This is a genomic window from Tabrizicola piscis, from assembly GCF_003940805.1.
Taxonomy (GTDB): domain Bacteria; phylum Pseudomonadota; class Alphaproteobacteria; order Rhodobacterales; family Rhodobacteraceae; genus Tabrizicola; species Tabrizicola piscis.
The window spans coordinates 1,412,627-1,432,332 of the sequence record NZ_CP034328.1 but is presented as its reverse complement, the minus strand read 5'-3'; the positions used below and the strand labels follow the sequence as shown (position 1 = coordinate 1,432,332).

Sequence of the window (19,706 nt, the reverse complement as noted above, 5' to 3'; positions counted from 1 at the left end):
GTGTGTTAAACGACCCGCCATTTTTTTCGCATGATGTAACCTTTGGGCGACCTCGCGCGTACGAAAGGCAGGCAACGCCGGCAGGATGGTGACAGAAGAGTTCGAGCGACGGCTGGCGCCGCTGTGGCAGGCAGCGCGGGACGGGGATGAGGTTGCCTATCGGGCGGCCCTGTCGGTCATTGCGCTGCGGTTGCGTGCCTATGTCCGGCCGAGGATGGTCGGTTTGCCCGATGATGTGGAGGATATGGTGCAGGAAACCCTTCTCGCGATCCACCTCAAGCGGGCCACGCATGACCCGTCGCTGCCGGTCTCGAACTGGGTCCATGCGATTGCGCGCTATCGTCTGACGGACCTATATCGCCGCCGGGGCCGCCGGGGCCGCCGGGGCCATCCGGAACCGCTGGACGGTCTGGAGATCGAGGCCGATGCCGACAGCGAGGGTGTGGCGGCGTCCTTTGCCCGGCGCGATCTGGGCCGGTTGCTGGACGCTTTGCCTTTGGGCCAGCGGCAGGCGATCGAGCTGGTCAAAGTGCAGGGGCTTTCGACCGATGAGGCGGCTGCAGCGATGGGGATCACGGTTTCGACGTTGAAGGTGCGCGTCCATCGCGGGTTGCAGCGCCTGATGCAGGTGGCGAGGTCAGAGCCTTGAAAACCGACGAGCTGATCGAACTTCTGGCCAAAGGGGCCGGTTCAGCCGAAGCGGCAGGCGATGGTCGCCAGCTGATGCTGGGGGTGGCGATGGCCCTGCCGGTGATGGCGGCAGCCGTCTGGGCCACGCTGGGCTTTGTGCCGCTGCAAGGCTGGGTCATCAGCAGCACTGTCCAGAAACTGATCTATGGGGGGGTGCTGACGATTGCAGGCATCCTGTTGCTGCGGCGGCTTGGGCGGCCGGGGAGTGGTGTGGCGCTTCCGTTTGGCATTCTTTTGACCGCTTTGGCGGCCGCCATGGGAGTTGGGCTTTGGGGAGTGCTGCGATTGCCTGCGGAAGATTGGCCAGCGCAGGTTTTCGGTAGCTCATCCCCGACGTGTCCGGTGGCGATCCTTGCCCTTTCGGTCCCCGCCTTGGTCGCCATGTTGCGGGGCGCACGGCTTCTGGCCCCGACACGGCTGCGGCTGACCGGGGCTGCGGCCGGGCTGGCGGCGGGGGCTTTGGCCGCCGTTGCCTATTCGCTGGGCTGCACCGAGGGCGCGCTGACGTTTGTGGCGGTCTGGTACACGCTTGGCGTCGTGCTGGCGACGGCCTTGGGCGCAGCGGTGGGGCCGCGCGCGCTGCGCTGGTGATCACGCGGCGATCACGGGTGGGTCACGCCTGTGTCGGTCGCTTGCAATGGTCGTAACCTTCTGGGCCCGGAAACGGATGACCGGATGCAGCGTCCGACGTGACGCGCCACGCCGCCCGGCGATCGTGCCGGTAGACGTGCAACACCTTTCTGACGGGAGAGACCGATGATCCATTTCCGCCCCCTGACACTCCGCATGACTGCGATCCTGCTTGGTCTTGCGACACCGATGGCTGCATTTGCCGAAGACGAACATTTCCTGACTGAAGGCACTGCCGCGAATGGCTATGACGTGGTCGCCTATCATACCGTCGGTGCCCCGACGCCGGGCGATGCTGCCTATACCGCCGACTATCAGGGCGTTACCTGGAGCTTTGCTTCGGCCGAGAACCGGGACATGTTTGCCGCCGATCCGGCCAAATATGCCCCGGCCTATGGCGGCTGGTGTTCGGCGGGGGCGTCGAAGGGCAAGAAGGTGCCGACCTTGCCAGAGTTCTTTGCCATTGTGGACGGGCAACTTTACCTCAACAGTTCGGAAAAGGCGCACAAGGACCTGTTCCTGAAGGACACGGCCACCGTCATCGACAAGGGTGAATCCAACTGGAAGCGCATCTACGCGACCGAGGCTGACAAGCTGTGACACCCCCCGGGCAAGGGGTGTCCAAGACCCCTTGCCCACCCGGCGGTCGCCCGTCATCCTGCCCGGATGTGCGGCCGCTTTACCATCACCCACCCGAATGAGGCGCTGGCGGCGCTGTTTGATGCCGTGCCGGGGAATGATCTGCCGGTGGGACCGAACTTCAACGTCTGTCCGACGAATACGGTGGCTGTCGTCACCTCGGACGCCGGGCAGCGCCGGCTGCGGGCGATGCGCTGGGGGTTCATCCCCGGCTGGTACAAGGCCCCGAACGACGGGCCGCTGATCATCAACGCGCGGTCCGACACGGTGGCGACAAAGCCCGCCTTCCGCGAGGCTGTGCGGACCCGGCGCTGCATCGTCCCGGCCAGCGGGTTCTATGAATGGAGCACGGGCGACAAGGGCGAGAAGCTGCCGTGGTATTTTGCGCGGGCGGATGGGCAGCCGATGGCGCTGGCCGGGATCTGGCAGCGTTGGCAGGATGTGGACACGGTGGCCATCGTGTCGACCGATGCCGGACCTTCGATGGCCGGGCTGCACCACCGCGAGGCCGTGGTGCTGGAGCGCGCGGACTGGCCGCTTTGGCTGGGCGAGGCGGGGCATGGCGCTGCGGTGCTGATGAAGCCCTTGGCCGAGGGTGTGATGAACCCGCCTGTGCGGGTGTCGACGGCCGTCAACTCCAACCGCGCGGCGGGGCCGGAGTTGATTCAGCCGGTGGCAGCCTGACTGTCACGGAAGTTCCAGCCACCGATAACGGGCGCGTTACAATTCGCTGGCAGGTCTGACCCGCAACTTTAGCGGAAAGAGATGATGTCCCACCCAACCCCTGACCTGCCGATCCTTGGTGCCGCCCTTGGGCACGAAGACCTTGCCGCCCACCGCGACTGGCTGCTGGAAGCGCCGCGCGATCTGGAGCTTCAGGCCTTTGTCGACGCCGAAGTCCTTGATGGCGACTGGTCTGACCTTGCCGCCGATACGGTCCGGCTGCTGGATGGGCATGCGGGGCGTCTTGGCATCCACGGGCCCTTCTGGGGCTTCACCATCGCGTCCTACGAACCCGAAGTGCGCAAGATCGTGACCCGTCGGTTCCAGCAGGCGCTGGATGTCTGCGCGGCGGTCAAGGGGACGCATGTGGTGATCCATTCGCCCTTCACGACATGGGGCTACAATCATCGCGGGCTGTACCCGAAAGACGCCACCCGGACGGTCGAGGCGGCGCGCGAGACGCTGGCACCGGTGCTGAGCCGGGCCGCGGACATGGGCGTGACCCTGATGCTGGAGAATATCGAGGACATCGACCCCGCCGACCGCGCCGCCCTGTGCGAGGCGCTGGACTGGCAGGCGCTGGCGCTTTCGGTCGACACCGGGCATGCGCATTATGCGCATGGGTCCACCGGGGGTCCGCCGGTCGACTTCTTCATCCGCGCGGCGGGGGACCGGTTGGGCCATGTGCATCTGCAGGACGCTGATGGTTTTGCCGACCGGCATTGGCAGATCGGGCATGGCACGATCCTGTGGCCTGCAGTCTTCAAGGCGATTGCGGAAACCGGGGCCAACCCGCGCCTGATCCTTGAGCTGCGGGACAAGGCGGGGGTGATCCCTTCGGCCCGCCATCTGGAAGCGCTTGGGCTGGCGCGCTGACGCGCATGATGGGTCTGCGTCGGGCCCGGGTCGGGGCCTGACACAAAGCACAGTGCAGGACGGTGCAAGGCAAGCCTTGCGCCGTCTTTGCGATTGGTCGGCAAGCGCTTGTTATAGCTAACAAAATATTCACTCAGCCATCAACCTTCTGTCATGTTTCGCTGGCATCTGCCCCCCATGCCGCAGGCTGCCTGTGGCCCCCTTTTCACGGAGACAGGGACGATGACATTCAAGCTGGCGACCACTGCCATGGTGCTTCTGGCCACTGCCGGAACCGCCCATGCCGAGAAGATCAAATTCGAATACTGGTACGGCCTGACCGGCGATCTTGGCGCCGTCGTGGCCGAGACCTGCAACCGCTTCAACGCAAGCCAGGACCTGTATGAGGCGGTTTGCGTTGGCCAGGACGGCTATGACAAGGCCGTGCAGAACACCATCGCCGCCTTCCGTGCGGGCAAGCACCCGACGCTGCTGCAATCCTTCGACGCCGGGACCGCCGACCTGATGCTGTCGGGCGAGTTCTATCCGGTGACGCAGCTGATGGCCGACACCGGCGTGGCGGTGGACTGGGCCGACTATTTCCCCGGGATCGCCAACTACTATTCTTCGACCTCGGGTGAGTTCTTCTCGATGCCGTGGAACTCTTCCACCCCGGTCTACTATTTCAACAAGGACCATTTCGCCAAGGCCGGGATCACCGAAGCTCCGATCACCTGGGAAGGGATGGAAGAGGCGTTCAAGGCGCTGAAGGCCAGCGGTCAGGCTTGCGGGCTGGCCTATGCGCCTTCGTCCTGGATCGACCTTGAGCAGTTCTCGATGGCGCATAACGTGCCGGTCGCGTCGAACAACAACGGCTATGACGGGCTGGACACCGAGCTGTTGTTCAACACCACGCTGCATGTCCGTTACATGGAAGATGTCCAGCGCTGGCTGGGTGAAGGCTATGCGATGCTGCGCACGCAGGCCGCTGGCAAGACCGCGCGCGACAGCTTTGTCGAGGGCGAATGCTCGGTCTTCTTCTCGTCGATCGCGGACCATAACACGATCCACAAGCTGACCCCGGCCTTCGGCTGGGACGTGCAGATCATCCCGACCTATGAGGGCGTGGAGCGCAAGAACACCGTTGTCGGCGGCGCCTCGCTTTGGGTGTTGTCGGGCAAGACAGACGACGAATATCTGGCGGCGGCGAACTATCTGGCCTTCCTTGCCACCAAGGAAGAACAGCAGTTCCTGCTGGAAAACTCGGGCTACATCCCGGTCACGAAATCGACCTATGACGCGCTGCTGGCCGAAGGTTTCTATGCCAAGGAGCCCTTCATCAACCGTGACATCGCGATGAAGTCGCTGACCTGGAGCGAGCCGACGCCGCTGACCCGTGGCATCCGTCTGGGTGGCATGATCCAGATTCGTGCCGAATGGCAGGCCGAGGTTGAGGCCGCCCTTGCCGGTCAGAAGACAATGCAAGAGGCGCTGGATACCGCCGTGGCGCGCGGCAATGACCAGCTGAAGCGCTTTGCCCAGACGTATGCGGGCAAGTCCTTCCCGTAAGGAACGATCTTTCTGCGAAAAATCGGGCGCGGCGGGAGGCCGCCGCGTCTGTTTCCCTGCCGACCGGAGGCATGATGCGCCGCGCCTATTTCAAGTTCAGCTGGATTGCTGCCGCCCTGCTGGCACCGCAGCTGCTGATCATTTTCGTGTTCTTCTACTGGCCCTCGGCGCAAGCACTCTACTGGGCCTTCACGCTGGAGCAGCCCTGGGGCGGCGGCAATACCTGGGTGGGGTTCGACAACTTCCGCAAGGTGCTGAGCGACCCTTACTACTGGGGATCGGTCCGGGTGTCGGTGATCTATGCGCTGGCGACGACGGTGCTTGCGATGACCATGGCGCTGGTCCTGGCGGTGTTCGTGGACCGGCAGCTGGCGGGGTACAAGGCTTACCGCGTGGCGATCATCTGGCCCTATGCGGTGGCAGCCCCTGCGGTGGGTCTTGCGTTCCAGTTCGTCTTCAACCCCGGGGCTGGCATCTTCAGCTACATCAACACCATCGCCCCCGGCTGGTGGGACCTGTCGAAGTATCCGTGGCAGGCGGTGACGGCAATCGTGGTCGCAGGCGCGTGGAAGCAGGTGGCCTACAGCTTTGTCTTCTTCCTTGCCGCGCTGCAATCCATCCCCCGCAGCCTGACCGAGGCGGCGGCGATGGACGGCGCCCGCCCCCTGCGCCGGATGGTGGACCTGCAGCTGCCGCTGCTGACGCCGACCTTCTTCTTCTTGCTGGTCATCAACATCACCGACAGCTTCACCGACAGTTTCGGCATCGTCGACACCCTGACGGGAGGCGGGCCGTTCCGGGCCACGGACCTGATGGTCTACAAGATCTATACCGACGGGTTCCGGGGCTTTGATTACTCGGGTGCCGCTGCCCAATCCATCATCCTGATGCTTCTCGTCATGGCGCTGACCTTCGTGCAGTTCCGCTATGTCGAGCGGCGCGTGCATTACACCTGAGGGGGTCTGCCCATGATCGAACGCACGCCACTTTTGAACATCGCGACCCATGTGATCCTTGGCTTTGGGCTGGTGATCATTCTGGTGCCGATCTGGCTGGCCTTCGTGGCCGCCACGCAGACCTTGCAGGCAGTAAACTCCGCCCCGGTGGAGTTCTGGCCGGGGGATCAGCTTTTCGTCAACCTGCGCGAGGCCTGGGCGCAATCGGACTTCGGGCCGAAGTTCGTGAACACCCTGATCGTGGCGACGGGGGTCGTGGTGGGCAAGATCACGCTGGCCTGCATCACCGCCTTCGCGCTGGTGTTCTTCAACTTCCGTGGCCGGATGCTGATCTTCTGGATGATCTTCATCACCCTGATGCTGCCGTTGGAGGTGCGGATCGTGCCCACCTACGCGGTGGCCGCCAACGCGCTGACGCCGTTTCAGACCATCATGGACTGGACGGGGATCAGCTGGCTGATCGCCATGCTGTCGGGGGTGGAGGTGGCGCTGGAGTGGAACCTCCTCAACTCCTACACCGGGCTGATCCTGCCCTTGGTCGCCACCGCCACCGGCACGTTCCTCTATCGTCAGTTCTTCCTGACTATCCCGGATGAGCTGGTCGAGGCCGCGCGGATGGATGGGGCGGGGCCTTTGCGGTTTCTGTGGGATGTCCTGATCCCGCTGTCCAAGACCAACATCGCGGCCTTGGCGACGATCATGTTCGTCTATGCCTGGAACCAGTATCTCTGGCCTTTGCTCGTCGTCACTGACCGGGCGAATTACGGGATGGTCGTGGTGCAGCTTTCCGACCTTGTGCCCGACCAGCTGACCACCGGCGGCGGGACGCCGACTTGGCATCTGGCGATGGCGGCGACGCTGGTCGTGATGCTGCCGCCGATTGCCATCGTCATTCTCATGCAGCGCTGGTTCGTGCGCGGCCTGATCAACACTGACAAGTAGGGGCACCCCATGGCCGAAATCAGCATCCGCAACGTCGCCAAGACCTATGGCAAGACCACGATCATGGAGGGTGTCAATCTGGAGATCCGGAATGGCGAATTCGTGGTGATCCTTGGGCCATCGGGCTGCGGGAAGTCTACCCTTCTGCGCCTGATCGCCGGGCTGGAGGAGATCACGGGGGGAGAGATCGCCATTGCGGGCGAGGTGGTGAACAAGTTGGAACCGCGGGAGCGGGGCTGCGCGATGGTGTTCCAGAACTACGCGCTTTATCCGCATATGACGGTGGCCGAAAACATCGGCTATGCGCTGAAGGTGGCGGGGGTGCCGAAGGCCGAGCGGATGGCGCGGGTGGCGGCGACGGCGAAATCGGTGGGGCTGGCGGACTTTCTTGACCGCAAGCCGGGGCAGTTGTCGGGCGGCCAGCGCCAGCGGGTGGCGATGGCCCGCGCCATCATCCGCGAGCCCCAAGTGTTCCTGTTCGACGAGCCGCTGTCAAACCTTGACGCCAAGCTGCGGGTGCAGATGCGGCATGAGATCCGGCGGATCCATAACCAGATCAAGGCGACCTCGGTCTTTGTCACCCATGACCAGCATGAAGGGATGACGCTGGCCGACCGGCTGGTGATCATGAACAGGGGCACCATCGAACAGATCGGCACCCCGGAAGAGATTTACGAACACCCCGCCTCGCTTTACGTCGCGGGGTTCGTGGGCAGCCCGGCGATGAACATCCTGCCGGGAACGGTGGCGGGGGATGGCCGGTCGGTCCTTCTGGCCGACGGGCAGCGGGTGACGATTGCGCAGACCTTCAAGGCCGCGCCGGGGCAATTGGTGCAGATCGGGCTGCGGCCAGAGCGGCTGTCGATCGTGCCGGTGGCACAGGGGGCGCTGGGGGCAAGCTTCCTGTTCTTTGAAGAATTGGGATCAGCCCGGGTCTATCATCTGCTGATCGAGGATATCCCGGTTGGCGTGGTCATGGATAGCAAGCTGCAACTGGCCGAGGGGCAGAAAGTCGGGCTGGCCTTTGCGCCATCCGCGCTGCATGTGTTTGACGGGCCAAGCGGGCGGAGCCTTGTGCGGCAGCTTGCGGATGAGACGGTGGGTGAGTTGGCATGACGTTGGATCGGGCGGAAGCCCTTGCGAAGTTGACCGGGTCCGGCGCGGCTGGACCGCGACCCGCGGCGGTGGGACAGAAGTTTGACCCAAGCGGCGCGGTGCTGCCCTTTCCCGGCAACACCTTCCTGTGCCACATTCCGCCCGAAGGCGAGGCACATGCAGCCCTGCGCGAGGCAAGCCTTGCCCTGCAGGCCGGTCCTTGGGCCGGGGCGTTCAGCTTTCTGCCCCCCTCCAGCTTCCACATGACGGTGTTTGAAGGGGTGGTTGACGCGGGCCGCATGGATGCGCGCTGGCCTCAGGGGGTGGCAAATGATCTGGCGCTTGATGCGGTGACGGACCGGTTCCTGGACGCTGTGATACCTTTGCCGATGCCCGCAGCGCATCGCATTCGGCCCGTGGCAATCTTTGGTGGCTACTCGCTTGCCGTGACCGGAGCGACGCCGGAGGATGAGGCCAGTCTGCGAGAAAGTCGCCAGTTGCTGAGCGATGCGACCGGGATCAGGCGGCCGGATTTTGCCAGCTACGGGTTCCATGTGACGCTTGCCTACCCGCTGCGCTGGTTGACGGAGGCCGAGGCCGAAGCGGTGATCGACCTGTCCGAGCGGGTGTTTGACCGCCTACAAGCGCGCGCGCCGGAGATCGCGCTTGGCAGGATCGAGTTCTGCACCTTTGACGACATGCACCTGTTTCGGCCACTGCGCCAATTGGGAACGCCTTAGGCCATTTCGCCCTGCGGTGCCTTCTGGGACTTCTTCGCCTCGACCACGAGGGCGGCAAGGCGGAAGAAGCCGTGGACCATCTTGGAAAACGGCATCAGCAGGAACAAGGTCATCACGGTGGCCAGATGGATGGCCAACAAGGGCGCTTGCAGGCCGGTGCCGGTGGCTGCGTAAAGCAGAAGGCCGGTTGCCGCGACAGCGCCGAGGAGGAGGACAAAGGCCATCTCGCCGCCCCAGACCCGGGGAGCGCCAAGCGCGGGGTCGGCCTTGAGCTTCAGCCAGACCAGATAGACCGTCCCCACCACCATCATCAGGCCGCCCGGCACGCCCAGAAGTTTCGGGACGGACAGCAAGGGATAGGGGGCCTCCCACCCGAAGGCGTAGTGCATGATGGTGCCGCTGGAGGTGGAGGCGAAGCACAGGAGAAAGCCATACATCATCAGGTGATGTGCCATGCGGCGGCGGTCTGAATAACGGTCGCCTTCTTCGAAGTTGCAGCCCTGACCTTGGCCGCCGGACAGGTTGCGCAGCTGGGCCGCGTCTTGCAGGGCGCGGCGCAGATGGGCCCATGTGACCCGGCCGCCGTCAACCTCTACCCAGTAGCGGCGCAGGGCGGCGGCGATCAGGGCGAGGGGCAGAACGAAGGCAGGGACAAAGATCGTCACCATCGTGCCATGCGCGAGATAGGCGTAGAAGCCTTCGCCCGAGGTTGGCTTCAGCGCGGCCAGAAGCCAGAAGAATGCGGCCAGCATCGCCACCAGAAGGCCGGTCATCGCGACGCCGTGGCGCTGGAACAGCCGGGCAAAGGACTGCGGGCGGATCAGGCGTTCCCAGCTTTCCACCCGTACTTCCGCCAGCGCGGCGGGCAGGTTCAGGGCGAATTCGTGGGGTTCGGTGTACTGGCAGGCGTAATAGCAGCCCCGGCAGTTGTGGCACAGGTTGGCCAGATGCGTCAGGTCCCCGTCCGAAAAGGCCTTTTCCCGGGTCATGGCGGGAAAGACGGCGCAATAGCCTTCGCAGTAGCGGCAGGCATTGCAAATCTCGATCTGGCGGCGGGCCTCGGCCGTGTGGTCAAGCGACATGGGCTGCGGCCTCCTTGCCTGCGATGCGTCCGAAGACGGTGCCGATGGTCATGCCGAAACCGGCAAGATAGCCCTGGCCAAGGATGGAGCCGGCCATGATCTCACCCGCTGCCCAAAGGTTCTGGATTGGCCCGTCGGTGCCATGCACGCGGGCGCGGTCGTCGACCTTGAGCCCGAGATAGGTGAAGGTCACACCGGGGCGCAGCTGGTAGCCGTAGAACGGGGCGGTGTCGATTGGTCGGGCCCAGTTGGTTTTCGGGATGTTGAGGCCCTTGGTGCGCAACCCGTCAAGTTCGGTTGGATGGAACGTGCCCGGCTGGCAGGCGGCGTTGAAGCCATCGACCGTGCGCCGCAGGGTGGCGGGGTCAAGGCCCATCAAGCTGGCCAGTCCTTCGATGGTGTCGGCCTTGATGGGCGGAAAGACGGACGGCATGAACAGGTCAATCGCCTTGGAATCGATGATGGAAAAGCCCACCTGATCGGGCTGCGCTGCCACAAGGCGGCCCCAGATCGCATAGCGCTTGGGCCAAACATCCTCACCCTCGTCATGGAAGCGTTCGCCGTCGCGGTTGACGACGATGGAGAAGGGCACGCAGTCCAGCCGGGTGACGATGCCACCGTCGAACTTTGGCGCGCGGCCGTCGATGGCGACGGCGTGGCATTGGGTGGGGTCGCCCACGCTTTCGGCGCCCTGATCCAGCATGTCGCGCAGGACGACACCCCGGTTGTAGGGCGTGCCGCGGATCAGGAAGTTGCGCGCGCTTGGCCCCCAGGCGCGGGCAAGCCAGTCGAGATCGGCCTGAAACCCGCCCGAAGCGAGGACGAAGGCCTTGGCCCGCACGGTGACGGGCTGGCCTGCCACGGTCACCTCAAGATGGGTGATCCGGTCAGCTTCGCGGTGGACGTGGCGCACTTCGGCCTCATAGGCGACCTTCACGCCAAGGTCGGTGGCGGTGTTGAAATAGGCGTTGACCAGCGCCTTGCCGCCGCCAAGAAAGAAGGCGTTCGTGCGGCCCAGCGACAGGGTTCCCGACAATGAGGGCTGGAAGCGGACGCCATGCGCCTCCATCCAAGGCAGGCAGGCTTCGGAGGCGCGGATGACCATACGGGCAAGGCCTTCGTCGGTCTTGCCCTTGGTCACCAGCATCAGGTCGTGGAAGTATTCTTCTTCCTCATAGCTGTCGATCAGCACCGACAGGGGCCCGCGGTGCATGCAGCGGAAGTTGCGGGTGTGGCGCGAGTTGCCGCCGCGATAGGGTAGGGGTGCGGCTTCAAGGATCAGGACAGTTGCCCCGGCCTCAGCCGCAGTGATGGCGGCGCAGAGGGCGGCGTTGCCGCCACCGACGATGGCGATGTCGAAGGTTTCGGGCCAGTCCTTCATGGTTCATCCCCCAAGAGGGCCGGACGGCTGCGCATGGCCCTGATCCTGACTGCCATCGCGGCAGAGATATGGGCCCGCATGGCCGCCTCGGCGGCGGCTTCATCACGCGCAGACAGGGCGCGCAGGATGGCGGCATGTTCGGACACCGCCTCGGCCGCGCGGGCGGTGTCAGTCAGGGTGGTCGGGCCAAGGATGAGCAGGGTCTTTTGCAGCGCGTTGATCGACTTGATCAGAAAGCGGTTTCGCGCGGCATCCAGGAGCAGCATGTGAAACTGGCGGTTCAGTTCCTGTGCGTGCTGGCTGGTAGCAGCGGCGGCAAGTTCGGCGTTCAGGGCGGCAAGCTCCGCCAGTTCCACGTCCGAGGCTGACCGGGCGGCCAGACGCGCAGCGGTGCCTTCCAGGACGGCACGCATCTCGTAAAGCTCGATCACCTCGGCGTAGTCGAGGCTGCGGATCGTGGCCCCCTGACGGGGAAGGTGGATGACCAGCCCGTCCGCCTCGAGCTGGCGGATGGCTTCGCGCACGGGGGTCCGGCTGATGCCAAGCCGGGCGGCAAGATCGGTTTCACGCAGGCGCGCACCGGGGGGCAGGGCACCGCTGCGGATGTCGTCCAGTAGCTGGCGATAGGCGAAGTGGCCCTGCGGCGGGCCGTCGGTTTCGGTCATCGAAGGACTCGCTTGCTGTCTTGCATCCAGAAGTATACATCTGGATACAGAAAGACAAGCTGATACAGGCAGACAAGGGAAACCCGCATGTCCACCCTGCTGCGGCACCGACTGGCGACGTTTGCCCTGGCTGTTCTGGGAGCTGTCGCGTTCCAGTGGATGGGCCTGCCCCTGCCGTTCCTGTTCGGTCCGATGGCCGCCTGCCTGATTGCCGCCCTTGCCGGGGCACCGCTGAAGGGGATGGGGCCGATCTCATCCGCCGCGCGGACGATCCTTGGCGTGGCGGTCGGATCCTCCATCACGCCCGAGGTTATGGGGCAGCTGCCGCAGATGGCGGGCAGCGTTGTCCTGGTGCCTATCTACGTTGCCTTGATCGGGCTGGTTGGTGTCCCGTTCTTTCGCCGGCTGGGGTACGACCCGGCAACGGCGTGGTATGCGGCGATGCCCGGCGGGTTGCAGGATATGGTGACCTTCGGGAAAGAGGCGGGGGGCGATGTGCGAGCGCTGTCGCTGATCCACGCGACGCGGGTGCTGGCCATTGTGGCTGTGGCCCCCCTCATCATGACGGGGCTTTACGGGGCCACGCTGACCGGGGCCATGGGTGCCCCGATCCGAGAGCTGCCCCTGTGGGAGCTGGGCCTGATGGCGGCCGCGGCGCTGGTGGGCTGGAAGGGGGGGGAGCGGCTGGGGCTGTTCGGCGCGTCCATCCTTGGACCGATGATCGTGACGGCGGCGCTGACGCTGAGCGGGGTCATCCATGTCCGCCCACCGGCCGAAGCGATCCTGTTTGCGCAACTGTTCATCGGCATGGGCATCGGGGTGCATTATGTGGGCGTGACGCTGCGCGAGCTGCGGTCGTTCGTGCTGTCGGGCTTTGCTTTCGTGCTGATCCTTGCAGCACTGGCGGCGGCTTTTACCGAGATCGTGACCCTGATGGGGATTGCCGAACCGGTGGAGGTATTCTTGGCCTTCGCGCCGGGCGGGCAGGCCGAGATGACGGTGCTTGCCGTTGTCGCCGGGGCGGACCTTGGGTTTGTCATCCTGCACCATCTGGTGCGGATCGTGCTGGTCATCCTTGGTGCGCCGATTGCAGCGGGGATCATCGCCCGTCGCAACCGTGACAAAGGCTGACGCCGGGGTCAGCTGCCGAAAGCCCCGAAGATCATCGAAGTGCCCCCGACAAGGATTAGCCCCTCGATCAGGAAGGTATGGAGCCGCAGGCTGGTGCGGCGCATGATCCATGCAGCACAGGCGGTGCCGGGGATGGTGCAGACACCAAGGACCAGTGCCAGCACGAAATGCTGCAGGCTGAGCGCATCAAGGGCGCCGAAGACGATGGCCTTGAACAGGTTCACGCTGACGGCAATCGCGGCATCGGTCGCGAGGAGTGCTGCCCCGGCATAGCCCATGCCCATCAGCAGTGGCACGATCAGCATTCCTGCGCCCACGATCAGCGACGACAGAAAGCCAAAGATTCCGCCGACGGCATACATGCCGATCGGGCCGGGTGTGATCTGGGCCCGCGCCAGCATGCGTCGCAGGGGAACGGACAGGATCAGCACCACCCCCAGCACGATCTGGATGATGGCAGAATCCAGCCGTACATAAAGCTGCGCGCCGATCCATGCCATGGGCAGGGCGACCACGGAAATGCGGATGACCGTCTTCATGTCCAGCGCGTGGCGGTAAAACCAGACCCGGCTGCCGTTGTTGATCAGCATCAGGACCGAGATCATCGGGATCAGCGCCTTTGGCCCGACGATGGGGGCGATGAACAGCGTGACGAGCAGTCCCGCGCCGTAGCCCGACAAGCCTCCGAGGACCCCGGCAACAAAGCAGACCGCCATCCCGGCAAGCGCGATGCCCGGTGAGATGGCGCCGGACAGCAGTTGGGCTTCGGTCAGCACAAACGCAGGCCCGTCACGTCAACCACCCCGCGCCCGGCCATCAGGCTGTCAGCCCAGGCGGCAATTTTGGTGGCAGCAGCGGGGTCACGGCCCGCGAAGGCAAGGTTCGCGCGGGCCTTGGTCAGGATCTCATCCCGGGTCAGGGGCGCGCGGGCGCCACCGCGCAGGCAGGGCGATCGGGATTCGACCACCGAGCCGTCCATCAGTTCGGCGCGGATATGGCCGGTGTAGTTCGACGGGTATTCGTTGGCGGGGTCGACGACAAAGCTCACCTTGGCGGCAAGGGCCAGCGCCCGGGGATCGCGGACCGAGGTTTCGGTGAACTGCGCAAGACCCGCATCGCCCCAGACCCAGCCTGCGGCCAAGCAATACTGGCCGCTGAACTTGGCGGCATAGGGGGTGGGCGGGCGCTGTTTCAGGGACTGAGGTTCCCACAGTCGGTGGACGGTGCCTTCGCCCACCTCGCAGGTGATGGACCGCACCTGTTCCGGCTGGATGCCACGCCGGGCAAGGTCAATGGCGCAGTCGACATAGGGTTGGGTCATCGTGCCACAGGCGAAGGGCTTGAACGCCAGACGGGAGGATTCCCAACGGCTGCCAAGGTCATCGACCAGCGGGGCAAACTCGGTCGCGCGGGGGGTGGAGAAGGCGTAGAAGAACCCGTGCGATCCTTCAAACACCGTAGCCGGGCCGGTGAAGCCTGCGCGCCCCAGTGCCGCCGCCCGCATGCCGGACTGCGCCGCCCAGCCTGCATGCAGCCGCTTGGTCGAGGTGCCGTCAGCCAGATACTCGATGATGCCCGATGCCATCGACCCCGCCACCCCAAGCGCGTTGCGGATACCAGTCCTGTCCATCCGCAGGGCGGCGGCGATGCCTGCGGCAGCGGACATCGTGCCCAGCACGGCGGTGGGGTGGAACCCGGCCTTGTGCACCGCCTTGTCGGCGACAAGGCCAAGGCGGCACATCACCTCGATCCCGACTATGATGCCGCGGGCGGTGTCTTCGGCAGACAGCCCGTGCCGTTCAGCGGCGGCGAGCAGGGCGGGGATGATGACGACGCCGGAATGGACCGGGCAGCCTTCGAAGGTGTTGTCGTAATCCTCACCATGGCCGCAGGTGCCATTGATCGCCGCCGCAGCCTCGGGCGCTCGGCCTTCGGCGGTGCCCCAGACGGTGGCAGTGCCCGGGTCGGCAAAGGCAGTGCGGACGGATTTGCCGTAATCCGTTTCAAGGGCGGCGATGGTCAGGCAGACCGTATCAAGGATCGTGTCAGCGCAGGCCTGAACCGAGGTTTGCGGGACCGAGGCGAGTTCAAACCCGGCGATCCAGTCGGCAAGCTGGTCAGATACGGTGGCATCGGTCATGGGGAGTTCCTTTTCATGCAGCGCCCTCGGGGCGTCTAATGGGCGCGTCTTGTGCCGTGGTCAGGCCCCGAAGCGGGCAAGGCCAGCGAGGCTTGGGTGTTGCGGCAATGCGGCCATCCAGTCGATCAGCGCGCTTGCCCGGTCAGCGGGCCAGCCGCCGTGCTGGCAGTTGGCGACGGCCTTCGCCTTGATCTGATCCCCGGTCAGCGGCTCATGCTGGCCGCCGCGCATATGCGGCTGGTCAAGCGCGATGGTTTCGCCGTCCACCATCTCCACCCGGATGTGTCCGGAATAGTTGCGCGGGTATTCGTTGGCTGGATCGATCTGGTAGCTGATCTTCTGCGCCAGATGCAGAATGCGCGGGTCTTTCGCCTTGGCATCGGTGAACTGGGCAAGGCCCGCGTCGCCATCGAAGAACCCCACCGCCATGCAGAATGGCATCGAGAACTTGGCGGCGTAGCCCGAGGGCGGGGCATGCTTGCCGGCCAGCGGCTCCCACAAGCGGTGCACCAGACCTTCGCCTGTCGGGCAGACGATCCGGGTGATGCGGTCGGGGTCGATGCCTTTGGCCGCAAGGCGGATCATGCAGTCGATGTAGGGGTGGATCATCGTGCCACAGGCATATGGCTTGAAGGCGATGCGCGAGGCGTACCAGTCCTGACCCAGATCACGTTCAAGATGCGAGAAATCGGGCACGGCGGTTGGGGCGAAGGCATGGAAGAACCCATGTGGCCCGTCCAGCACGGTGCGGGGAGCAAAGAACCCGCTGCGGGCAAGGATGGCGGCCTTCAGGCCGGATTGCGCAGCCCAACCGGGATGCAGCCGCTTGGTCCAGGCGCCTTCCGACAGGTATTCGAGGATCCCTGAGGCCATGCTTCCGGCGATGCCGAAGGCCATGGCCTGTTGTCCGGCGTTCAGCCCAAGGGTAACCCCAGCCGCCGCGGCAGCACCCATGGCCCCGATCACGCCAACGGGGTGGAACCCTGCGCGGTGGATGGCACCCGGGGCCACATGGTTCAACCGGCATACCGTTTCCAGCCCGGCGACCACCCCCAGAAACGCCCGTTCCCCGGAAAGGCCGAACCGTTCCGCCGCAGCAAGCGCCGCTGGGATCGTCATCGCGCCAACGCGGATTGGGGCGCCTTCCAGCGTGTCGTCAAAATCCTCGCCATGGATGGCAACACCATTGGCAAGGGCCGCGCCCGCCGCGTCCAGACGCTGGCCATGGCCGATGGCTGTGCAGGGCCCCTCAGCGTCCCACGAGGACAGGATCTGCTGCATGTAGGGTTCAGCCCGCGCCGCCACGCAGAGGCCCGCGGCGTCAATCAGATCCAGCTTGGCCACATCGGCCATTGGTGCGGGGATGTCGGCCAAGGTCAGCCCGGCCAGCCAACTGCTGTAGCGTTCGGCGATGGCAGGCCCGGGGGTCAGATCAGGCGACATCCGCCACGCTTTCACCTGAGGTCACGATACGCTGCTTGCCGGCCTGCACATGGGCAAACCCTGCCTCGAACGCGGCGCGGGGGTCGCGGGCGTCAAGCGCCGCCACGATGGCGCGGTGTTCAATGTTGGAGTTTTCGAAGCCCCCGCCATGAACAAGGCCGCGCGCCCGGAACAGGTGCAGACGGCTGACCAGCCCGAAGTAGGTTTCCGACAGCACGGTGTTGCCGGTCCCGTTCACGATGGCCGAATGGAAGGCGATGTTCAGGGGAAAGTAGGCCTCAAGATCCCGCCGGGCACCGGCCACATCCATCTGGGCCAGAAGCGCGTTCAGATCGGCGATCTGCGTGGTTGTCACCCGTTCGGCCAACAGGCGGCAGGCGGTGCCGAAGATGCCCGCCCGCACATCGTAGATGGCGACGGCGTCATGCTTGGTGATCCGCTGGACGAACACGCCGCGATTCGGGATCATCTCGACCAGCCCGCGGGCATGCAGGGCCTGAAACGCCTCGCGCACCGGGCCGCGGCTGACGCCAAGCTGATCGGCGATGGCGGATTCGTTCAGCTTTTCCCCGGCGGTGTAAGTGCCGGATAGGATGATCGTCTCGATCTCGGCCTGAACGACCTTGGCAAGCGAGGATGACCGAAGCACCTTCAGCGCCTCTGCCGTATCGATCCGCGGACGCTCTGACATATCACTTCCCCTGTTCCGGCCACTGGCACATTGTCGACGATTTACAAAGTATCGCAAGAAGGCATAGTGTCGGTCAAGGACGACATTGAGGGAGGATGCAAGAGATGCTGCACAGAAGTGACAGTCCGCTGACCGGCAAGGTGGCTTTGGTGACCGGGGCGTCGCGCCGGATTGGCCGGGCGGTGGCCTTGGGGCTTGCGCAGGCGGGCGCCGATGTGGTGGTGCATGCCAAGTCATCCCGCGCCGAGGTTGAGGCGGTGGCGGAAGAGGTGCGGGCGCTGGGCCGCAAGGCGCTGGTCGCCATGGGCGATGTCACCGACGAAGCCGCCGTGCTGCGCATCTTTGGCGAGATTGACGCGGCCTTTGGCGGGCTGGACATTCTGGTGAACAACGCCGCGATCCGGGGCCAGAAGCCGTTTCTGGAGATGACACTGGAGGAGTGGCGCGCGACCAATTCGGTGATCCTGGATGGCGCGTTCCTTTGTGCCCGTGAAGGGGCGCGGCGCATGGTGGCGCGGGGGGGCGGGACGATCATCAACCTTGGCGGCGTCTCGGCCCATGTCGGCGCGAAGGAACGGGCGCATGTGGCCACCGGCAAGGCTGGATTGATCGGGCTGACCAAGTCCCTTGCCGTGGAATTTGCCGGCCGGGGGATCGTCGCCAACTGTGTGGCTCCGGGCAAGATCGGGGGGAAGAGGTCGGCAACGGCAGGGGCTTCGCCCGAGATGGGCAGCGGCGGCCCGATCCTTGGGCGTGAGGGCGAGATTGACGAAGCGGCCTTTGTCATCCTGTCGATGTGCATGCCAGAGGCGCGGTTCATGACCGGGCAGACGGTTCACGTCAGCGGCGGAATGTACATGCCCTGACCCTGCGGGATCAGGCGATTGCCAGCAACGGGCGCAAGGTCCGCACGTCCGGGTTCGAGGCAATGTCCAGCACCGACGCCACCAGCGCGTCGGTACGTTTGTCACCAATGACGGGCAGCATCAGGTCGCGCGCCTTTGCCGCCACCTGTTCCCGGCTCATCGGATTGGCGGGTGTGCCCAGCACGGCCTTGGTGTGGTGACGCAGGGTCTGGCCGGCGGTTGTTCCAACTTCGATGATTGCCTGGCGGGGCGGGCGGGCATCCGTCAACTCCTTGCTGGGAGTAGCAAAAATGCGTTTTCGAAGGTCAAGGACCTGCGGGTCTTGCATCCGTGTTCGGTCATGGGCTGACGCGAAGCCAAGGCCTCCATCCAGCAGGGTGACGGCTAGAAGGTGCTGCAGGCATACGTCGGGCATATCGCGGTTGTCGACGATGTGCAGCCGGTCATCGGGCATGATCGCGGTCAGGTGCGCCACGTGGGCTGCGGTCAGCTGATGGGCATCGATCAGGGCAACGAGCGAATCAAGTGCGGCCTGGATGGGGGACCCCACGCACCATTTCTTGATCGCCGCGCCCATGATTTCGAAGCGGGTGCCAAGGCCATCAGTCAAGGCGCTCTCGTCCGGATTTTCGGCGAAGGCGGACAGGTAGGACGGTGCGCCGGTGAGCACACCTTCGACAGCGGTCCAGCCTTCCTGCACCATCAGCGCGGCCATGACGCCATTGCGCGCGCCCAGCCCGCCAAAGTCGAAGGCCTTTTCGATATGGTCACTGTCACGCCGCCAGTAGGGCACGCCACAGGTTTGCTGCACGGCATAGGACAGGGCATGGGCGGCACGCCTTTCGTCGAACCCGGCAAGCGCCGCCGCCGCCGCCGTGGCCCCGAAGATCCCGCCGATGCTGTGGGTGGAGAACCGGGCCGAATCGGCAGATCGCACGCCAAGGGCCATCACCGACCTTGCGCCGATGTCATAGCCAAGGACCAGCGCGCGCAGCAGATCGGTCCCGCTACGGCCTTCACATTCTGCCAGGGCCAATGCCGCCGGAACGATGGCGCAGCCGGGGTGGAATCGGCCGCCGACATGGCTGTCATCCGTTTCGTCTGCATGGGCCGCCATGGCGTTTGCCAGGGCGGCTGCCGGGGCCCCGACGGCGCGGCCCAGCCCGAGGGCCAGGGCTTCTTCCGGGCCGCCCAGCCGCGCGGCAAGGCGGGTTCCGGCATGGCCAGCCGCCAGTTGTGTGCCGGACACGATGGCCGCAACCGTATCAAGCAGATGCAGAATTGCCTTTTCCTGCACCTCTGCGGGAAGGGGGCGCGTCAGTGTCCCGGCGATATAGGTCGCCACGGTATGAGTCGCCTTGCAGGACATTGGACCTTCTCCCTCGGATCGCAAATTGTAGACGATTGACATTCCGCCAATCTACGCCATGCTGTCAACATCGGTCGTAGCGGCATCCCGATTTAAGGG

General features: G+C 65.0%; 20 protein-coding genes. 12 read left to right on the top strand and 8 right to left on the bottom strand.

The window, feature by feature from the left end; translation table 11 throughout:
* Positions 1-85: 85 nt before the first annotated feature.
* The 10 genes from EI545_RS06845 (at position 86) to EI545_RS06800 (ending at position 8,839) form a co-directional block, all read left to right on the top strand.
* Positions 86-649, top strand: a complete 564-nt coding sequence (locus EI545_RS06845) for a sigma-70 family RNA polymerase sigma factor (RefSeq protein ID WP_125324777.1) — start codon at positions 86-88, stop codon at positions 647-649.
* Positions 646-1,281 carry an NrsF family protein gene (locus EI545_RS06840; RefSeq protein ID WP_125324776.1) on the top strand — a complete coding sequence of 212 codons (636 nt, stop codon included), beginning with the start codon at positions 646-648 and terminating at the stop codon, positions 1,279-1,281. Before EI545_RS06845 ends, EI545_RS06840 begins: the two co-directional genes overlap by 4 nt.
* A 165-nt stretch (positions 1,282-1,446) precedes the next feature.
* Entirely contained in the window at positions 1,447-1,920 is a 474-nt protein-coding gene (locus tag EI545_RS06835; protein WP_125324775.1) for a YHS domain-containing (seleno)protein, read from the top strand.
* Positions 1,921-1,986: 66 nt separating this feature from the next.
* On the top strand, positions 1,987-2,643 hold the full coding sequence (locus EI545_RS06830) for an SOS response-associated peptidase (protein ID WP_125324774.1): 657 nt from the start codon (positions 1,987-1,989) through the stop codon (positions 2,641-2,643).
* A gap of 81 nt (positions 2,644-2,724) precedes the next feature.
* Positions 2,725-3,558, top strand: a complete 834-nt coding sequence (locus tag EI545_RS06825; RefSeq protein WP_245990319.1) for a sugar phosphate isomerase/epimerase family protein — start codon at positions 2,725-2,727, stop codon at positions 3,556-3,558.
* A 222-nt stretch (positions 3,559-3,780) separates the two neighbouring features.
* Positions 3,781-5,106, top strand: a complete 1,326-nt coding sequence (locus EI545_RS06820) for an extracellular solute-binding protein (RefSeq protein ID WP_216842502.1) — start codon at positions 3,781-3,783, stop codon at positions 5,104-5,106.
* Between the two features lie 71 nt (positions 5,107-5,177).
* Entirely contained in the window at positions 5,178-6,062 is an 885-nt protein-coding gene (locus tag EI545_RS06815; protein WP_125324773.1) for an ABC transporter permease subunit, read from the top strand.
* A gap of 12 nt (positions 6,063-6,074) precedes the next feature.
* Positions 6,075-7,004, top strand: coding sequence for an ABC transporter permease subunit (locus EI545_RS06810; RefSeq protein WP_125324772.1), 930 nt, complete (start codon positions 6,075-6,077; stop codon positions 7,002-7,004).
* A gap of 9 nt (positions 7,005-7,013) precedes the next feature.
* Positions 7,014-8,120 carry an ABC transporter ATP-binding protein gene (locus EI545_RS06805; RefSeq protein WP_125324771.1) on the top strand — a complete coding sequence of 369 codons (1,107 nt, stop codon included), beginning with the start codon at positions 7,014-7,016 and terminating at the stop codon, positions 8,118-8,120.
* Positions 8,117-8,839 carry a DUF1868 domain-containing protein gene (locus EI545_RS06800; RefSeq protein ID WP_125324770.1) on the top strand — a complete coding sequence of 241 codons (723 nt, stop codon included), beginning with the start codon at positions 8,117-8,119 and terminating at the stop codon, positions 8,837-8,839. Before EI545_RS06805 ends, EI545_RS06800 begins: the two co-directional genes overlap by 4 nt.
* Here EI545_RS06800 and tcuB read toward each other — a convergent pair.
* The 3 genes from tcuB to EI545_RS06785 are packed head-to-tail and all read right to left on the bottom strand — an operon-like array spanning position 8,836 to position 11,967.
* The gene (tcuB, locus tag EI545_RS06795) at positions 8,836-9,921 is read right to left on the bottom strand and encodes a tricarballylate utilization 4Fe-4S protein TcuB (RefSeq protein ID WP_125324769.1); all 1,086 of its coding nucleotides are present in this window, start codon (positions 9,919-9,921) and stop codon (positions 8,836-8,838) included. The two genes, EI545_RS06800 and tcuB, sit on opposite strands and share 4 nt — an antisense overlap.
* Positions 9,911-11,302 (bottom strand): FAD-dependent tricarballylate dehydrogenase TcuA, encoded by a 1,392-nt coding sequence (tcuA, locus tag EI545_RS06790; RefSeq protein ID WP_125324768.1) that lies wholly within the window; start codon positions 11,300-11,302, stop codon positions 9,911-9,913. Before tcuA ends, tcuB begins: the two co-directional genes overlap by 11 nt.
* Positions 11,299-11,967, bottom strand: a complete 669-nt coding sequence (locus EI545_RS06785; protein WP_125324767.1) for a GntR family transcriptional regulator — start codon at positions 11,965-11,967, stop codon at positions 11,299-11,301. The genes tcuA and EI545_RS06785 overlap by 4 nt, the downstream gene beginning before the upstream one ends.
* A gap of 87 nt (positions 11,968-12,054) precedes the next feature.
* Here EI545_RS06785 and EI545_RS06780 point away from each other — a divergent pair, with 87 nt between their 5' ends.
* The gene (locus EI545_RS06780) at positions 12,055-13,098 is read left to right on the top strand and encodes an AbrB family transcriptional regulator (protein WP_125324766.1); all 1,044 of its coding nucleotides are present in this window, start codon (positions 12,055-12,057) and stop codon (positions 13,096-13,098) included.
* An 8-nt stretch (positions 13,099-13,106) separates the two neighbouring features.
* On the opposite strand, the gene EI545_RS06775 is transcribed toward EI545_RS06780, so the two are convergent.
* Genes EI545_RS06775 through EI545_RS06760 form a run of 4 tightly spaced genes read right to left on the bottom strand, consistent with a single transcriptional unit; the run spans position 13,107 to position 17,372 of the window.
* Positions 13,107-13,874, bottom strand: coding sequence for a sulfite exporter TauE/SafE family protein (locus tag EI545_RS06775; RefSeq protein ID WP_125324765.1), 768 nt, complete (start codon positions 13,872-13,874; stop codon positions 13,107-13,109).
* Positions 13,868-15,238 carry an MmgE/PrpD family protein gene (locus EI545_RS06770; RefSeq protein WP_125324764.1) on the bottom strand — a complete coding sequence of 457 codons (1,371 nt, stop codon included), beginning with the start codon at positions 15,236-15,238 and terminating at the stop codon, positions 13,868-13,870. Before EI545_RS06770 ends, EI545_RS06775 begins: the two co-directional genes overlap by 7 nt.
* A gap of 60 nt (positions 15,239-15,298) precedes the next feature.
* Complete coding sequence (locus EI545_RS06765; protein ID WP_125324763.1) at positions 15,299-16,681, bottom strand: MmgE/PrpD family protein; 1,383 nt, start codon at positions 16,679-16,681, stop codon at positions 15,299-15,301.
* Positions 16,671-17,372 carry an FCD domain-containing protein gene (locus tag EI545_RS06760; RefSeq protein ID WP_125324762.1) on the bottom strand — a complete coding sequence of 234 codons (702 nt, stop codon included), beginning with the start codon at positions 17,370-17,372 and terminating at the stop codon, positions 16,671-16,673. The genes EI545_RS06765 and EI545_RS06760 overlap by 11 nt, the downstream gene beginning before the upstream one ends.
* A gap of 104 nt (positions 17,373-17,476) precedes the next feature.
* Between EI545_RS06760 and EI545_RS06755 the strand changes: the two genes are divergently transcribed.
* Positions 17,477-18,238: an SDR family NAD(P)-dependent oxidoreductase gene (locus tag EI545_RS06755; RefSeq protein ID WP_125324761.1), complete on the top strand. Its 762-nt coding sequence runs from the start codon at positions 17,477-17,479 to the stop codon at positions 18,236-18,238.
* A gap of 10 nt (positions 18,239-18,248) precedes the next feature.
* Here the strand turns inward: EI545_RS06755 and EI545_RS06750 are convergent, their stop codons facing one another.
* Positions 18,249-19,607: an MmgE/PrpD family protein gene (locus EI545_RS06750; RefSeq protein ID WP_164517237.1), complete on the bottom strand. Its 1,359-nt coding sequence runs from the start codon at positions 19,605-19,607 to the stop codon at positions 18,249-18,251.
* Between the last annotated feature and the right edge of the window lie 99 nt (positions 19,608-19,706).

Bases quoted from the DNA above. Each gene is read 5' to 3' on its own strand.
- EI545_RS06780 (WP_125324766.1), top strand. From the start codon at position 12,055: ATGTCCACCCTGCTGCGGCACCGACTGGCGACGTTTGCCCTGGCTGTT.
- EI545_RS06755 (WP_125324761.1), top strand. From the start codon at position 17,477: ATGCTGCACAGAAGTGACAGTCCGCTGACCGGCAAGGTGGCTTTGGTG.
- EI545_RS06815 (WP_125324773.1), top strand. From the start codon at position 5,178: ATGATGCGCCGCGCCTATTTCAAGTTCAGCTGGATTGCTGCCGCCCTG.
- EI545_RS06785 (WP_125324767.1), bottom strand. From the start codon at position 11,967: ATGACCGAAACCGACGGCCCGCCGCAGGGCCACTTCGCCTATCGCCAG.
- EI545_RS06765 (WP_125324763.1), bottom strand. From the start codon at position 16,681: ATGTCGCCTGATCTGACCCCCGGGCCTGCCATCGCCGAACGCTACAGC.
- EI545_RS06820 (WP_216842502.1), top strand. From the start codon at position 3,781: ATGACATTCAAGCTGGCGACCACTGCCATGGTGCTTCTGGCCACTGCC.
- EI545_RS06750 (WP_164517237.1), bottom strand. From the start codon at position 19,607: ATGTCCTGCAAGGCGACTCATACCGTGGCGACCTATATCGCCGGGACA.
- EI545_RS06800 (WP_125324770.1), top strand. From the start codon at position 8,117: ATGACGTTGGATCGGGCGGAAGCCCTTGCGAAGTTGACCGGGTCCGGC.
- EI545_RS06825 (WP_245990319.1), top strand. From the start codon at position 2,725: ATGATGTCCCACCCAACCCCTGACCTGCCGATCCTTGGTGCCGCCCTT.
- EI545_RS06845 (WP_125324777.1), top strand. From the start codon at position 86: ATGGTGACAGAAGAGTTCGAGCGACGGCTGGCGCCGCTGTGGCAGGCA.
- EI545_RS06805 (WP_125324771.1), top strand. From the start codon at position 7,014: ATGGCCGAAATCAGCATCCGCAACGTCGCCAAGACCTATGGCAAGACC.
- EI545_RS06770 (WP_125324764.1), bottom strand. From the start codon at position 15,238: ATGACCGATGCCACCGTATCTGACCAGCTTGCCGACTGGATCGCCGGG.
- EI545_RS06810 (WP_125324772.1), top strand. From the start codon at position 6,075: ATGATCGAACGCACGCCACTTTTGAACATCGCGACCCATGTGATCCTT.
- tcuB (WP_125324769.1), bottom strand. From the start codon at position 9,921: ATGTCGCTTGACCACACGGCCGAGGCCCGCCGCCAGATCGAGATTTGC.
- tcuA (WP_125324768.1), bottom strand. From the start codon at position 11,302: ATGAAGGACTGGCCCGAAACCTTCGACATCGCCATCGTCGGTGGCGGC.
- EI545_RS06835 (WP_125324775.1), top strand. From the start codon at position 1,447: ATGATCCATTTCCGCCCCCTGACACTCCGCATGACTGCGATCCTGCTT.
- EI545_RS06760 (WP_125324762.1), bottom strand. From the start codon at position 17,372: ATGTCAGAGCGTCCGCGGATCGATACGGCAGAGGCGCTGAAGGTGCTT.
- EI545_RS06830 (WP_125324774.1), top strand. From the start codon at position 1,987: ATGTGCGGCCGCTTTACCATCACCCACCCGAATGAGGCGCTGGCGGCG.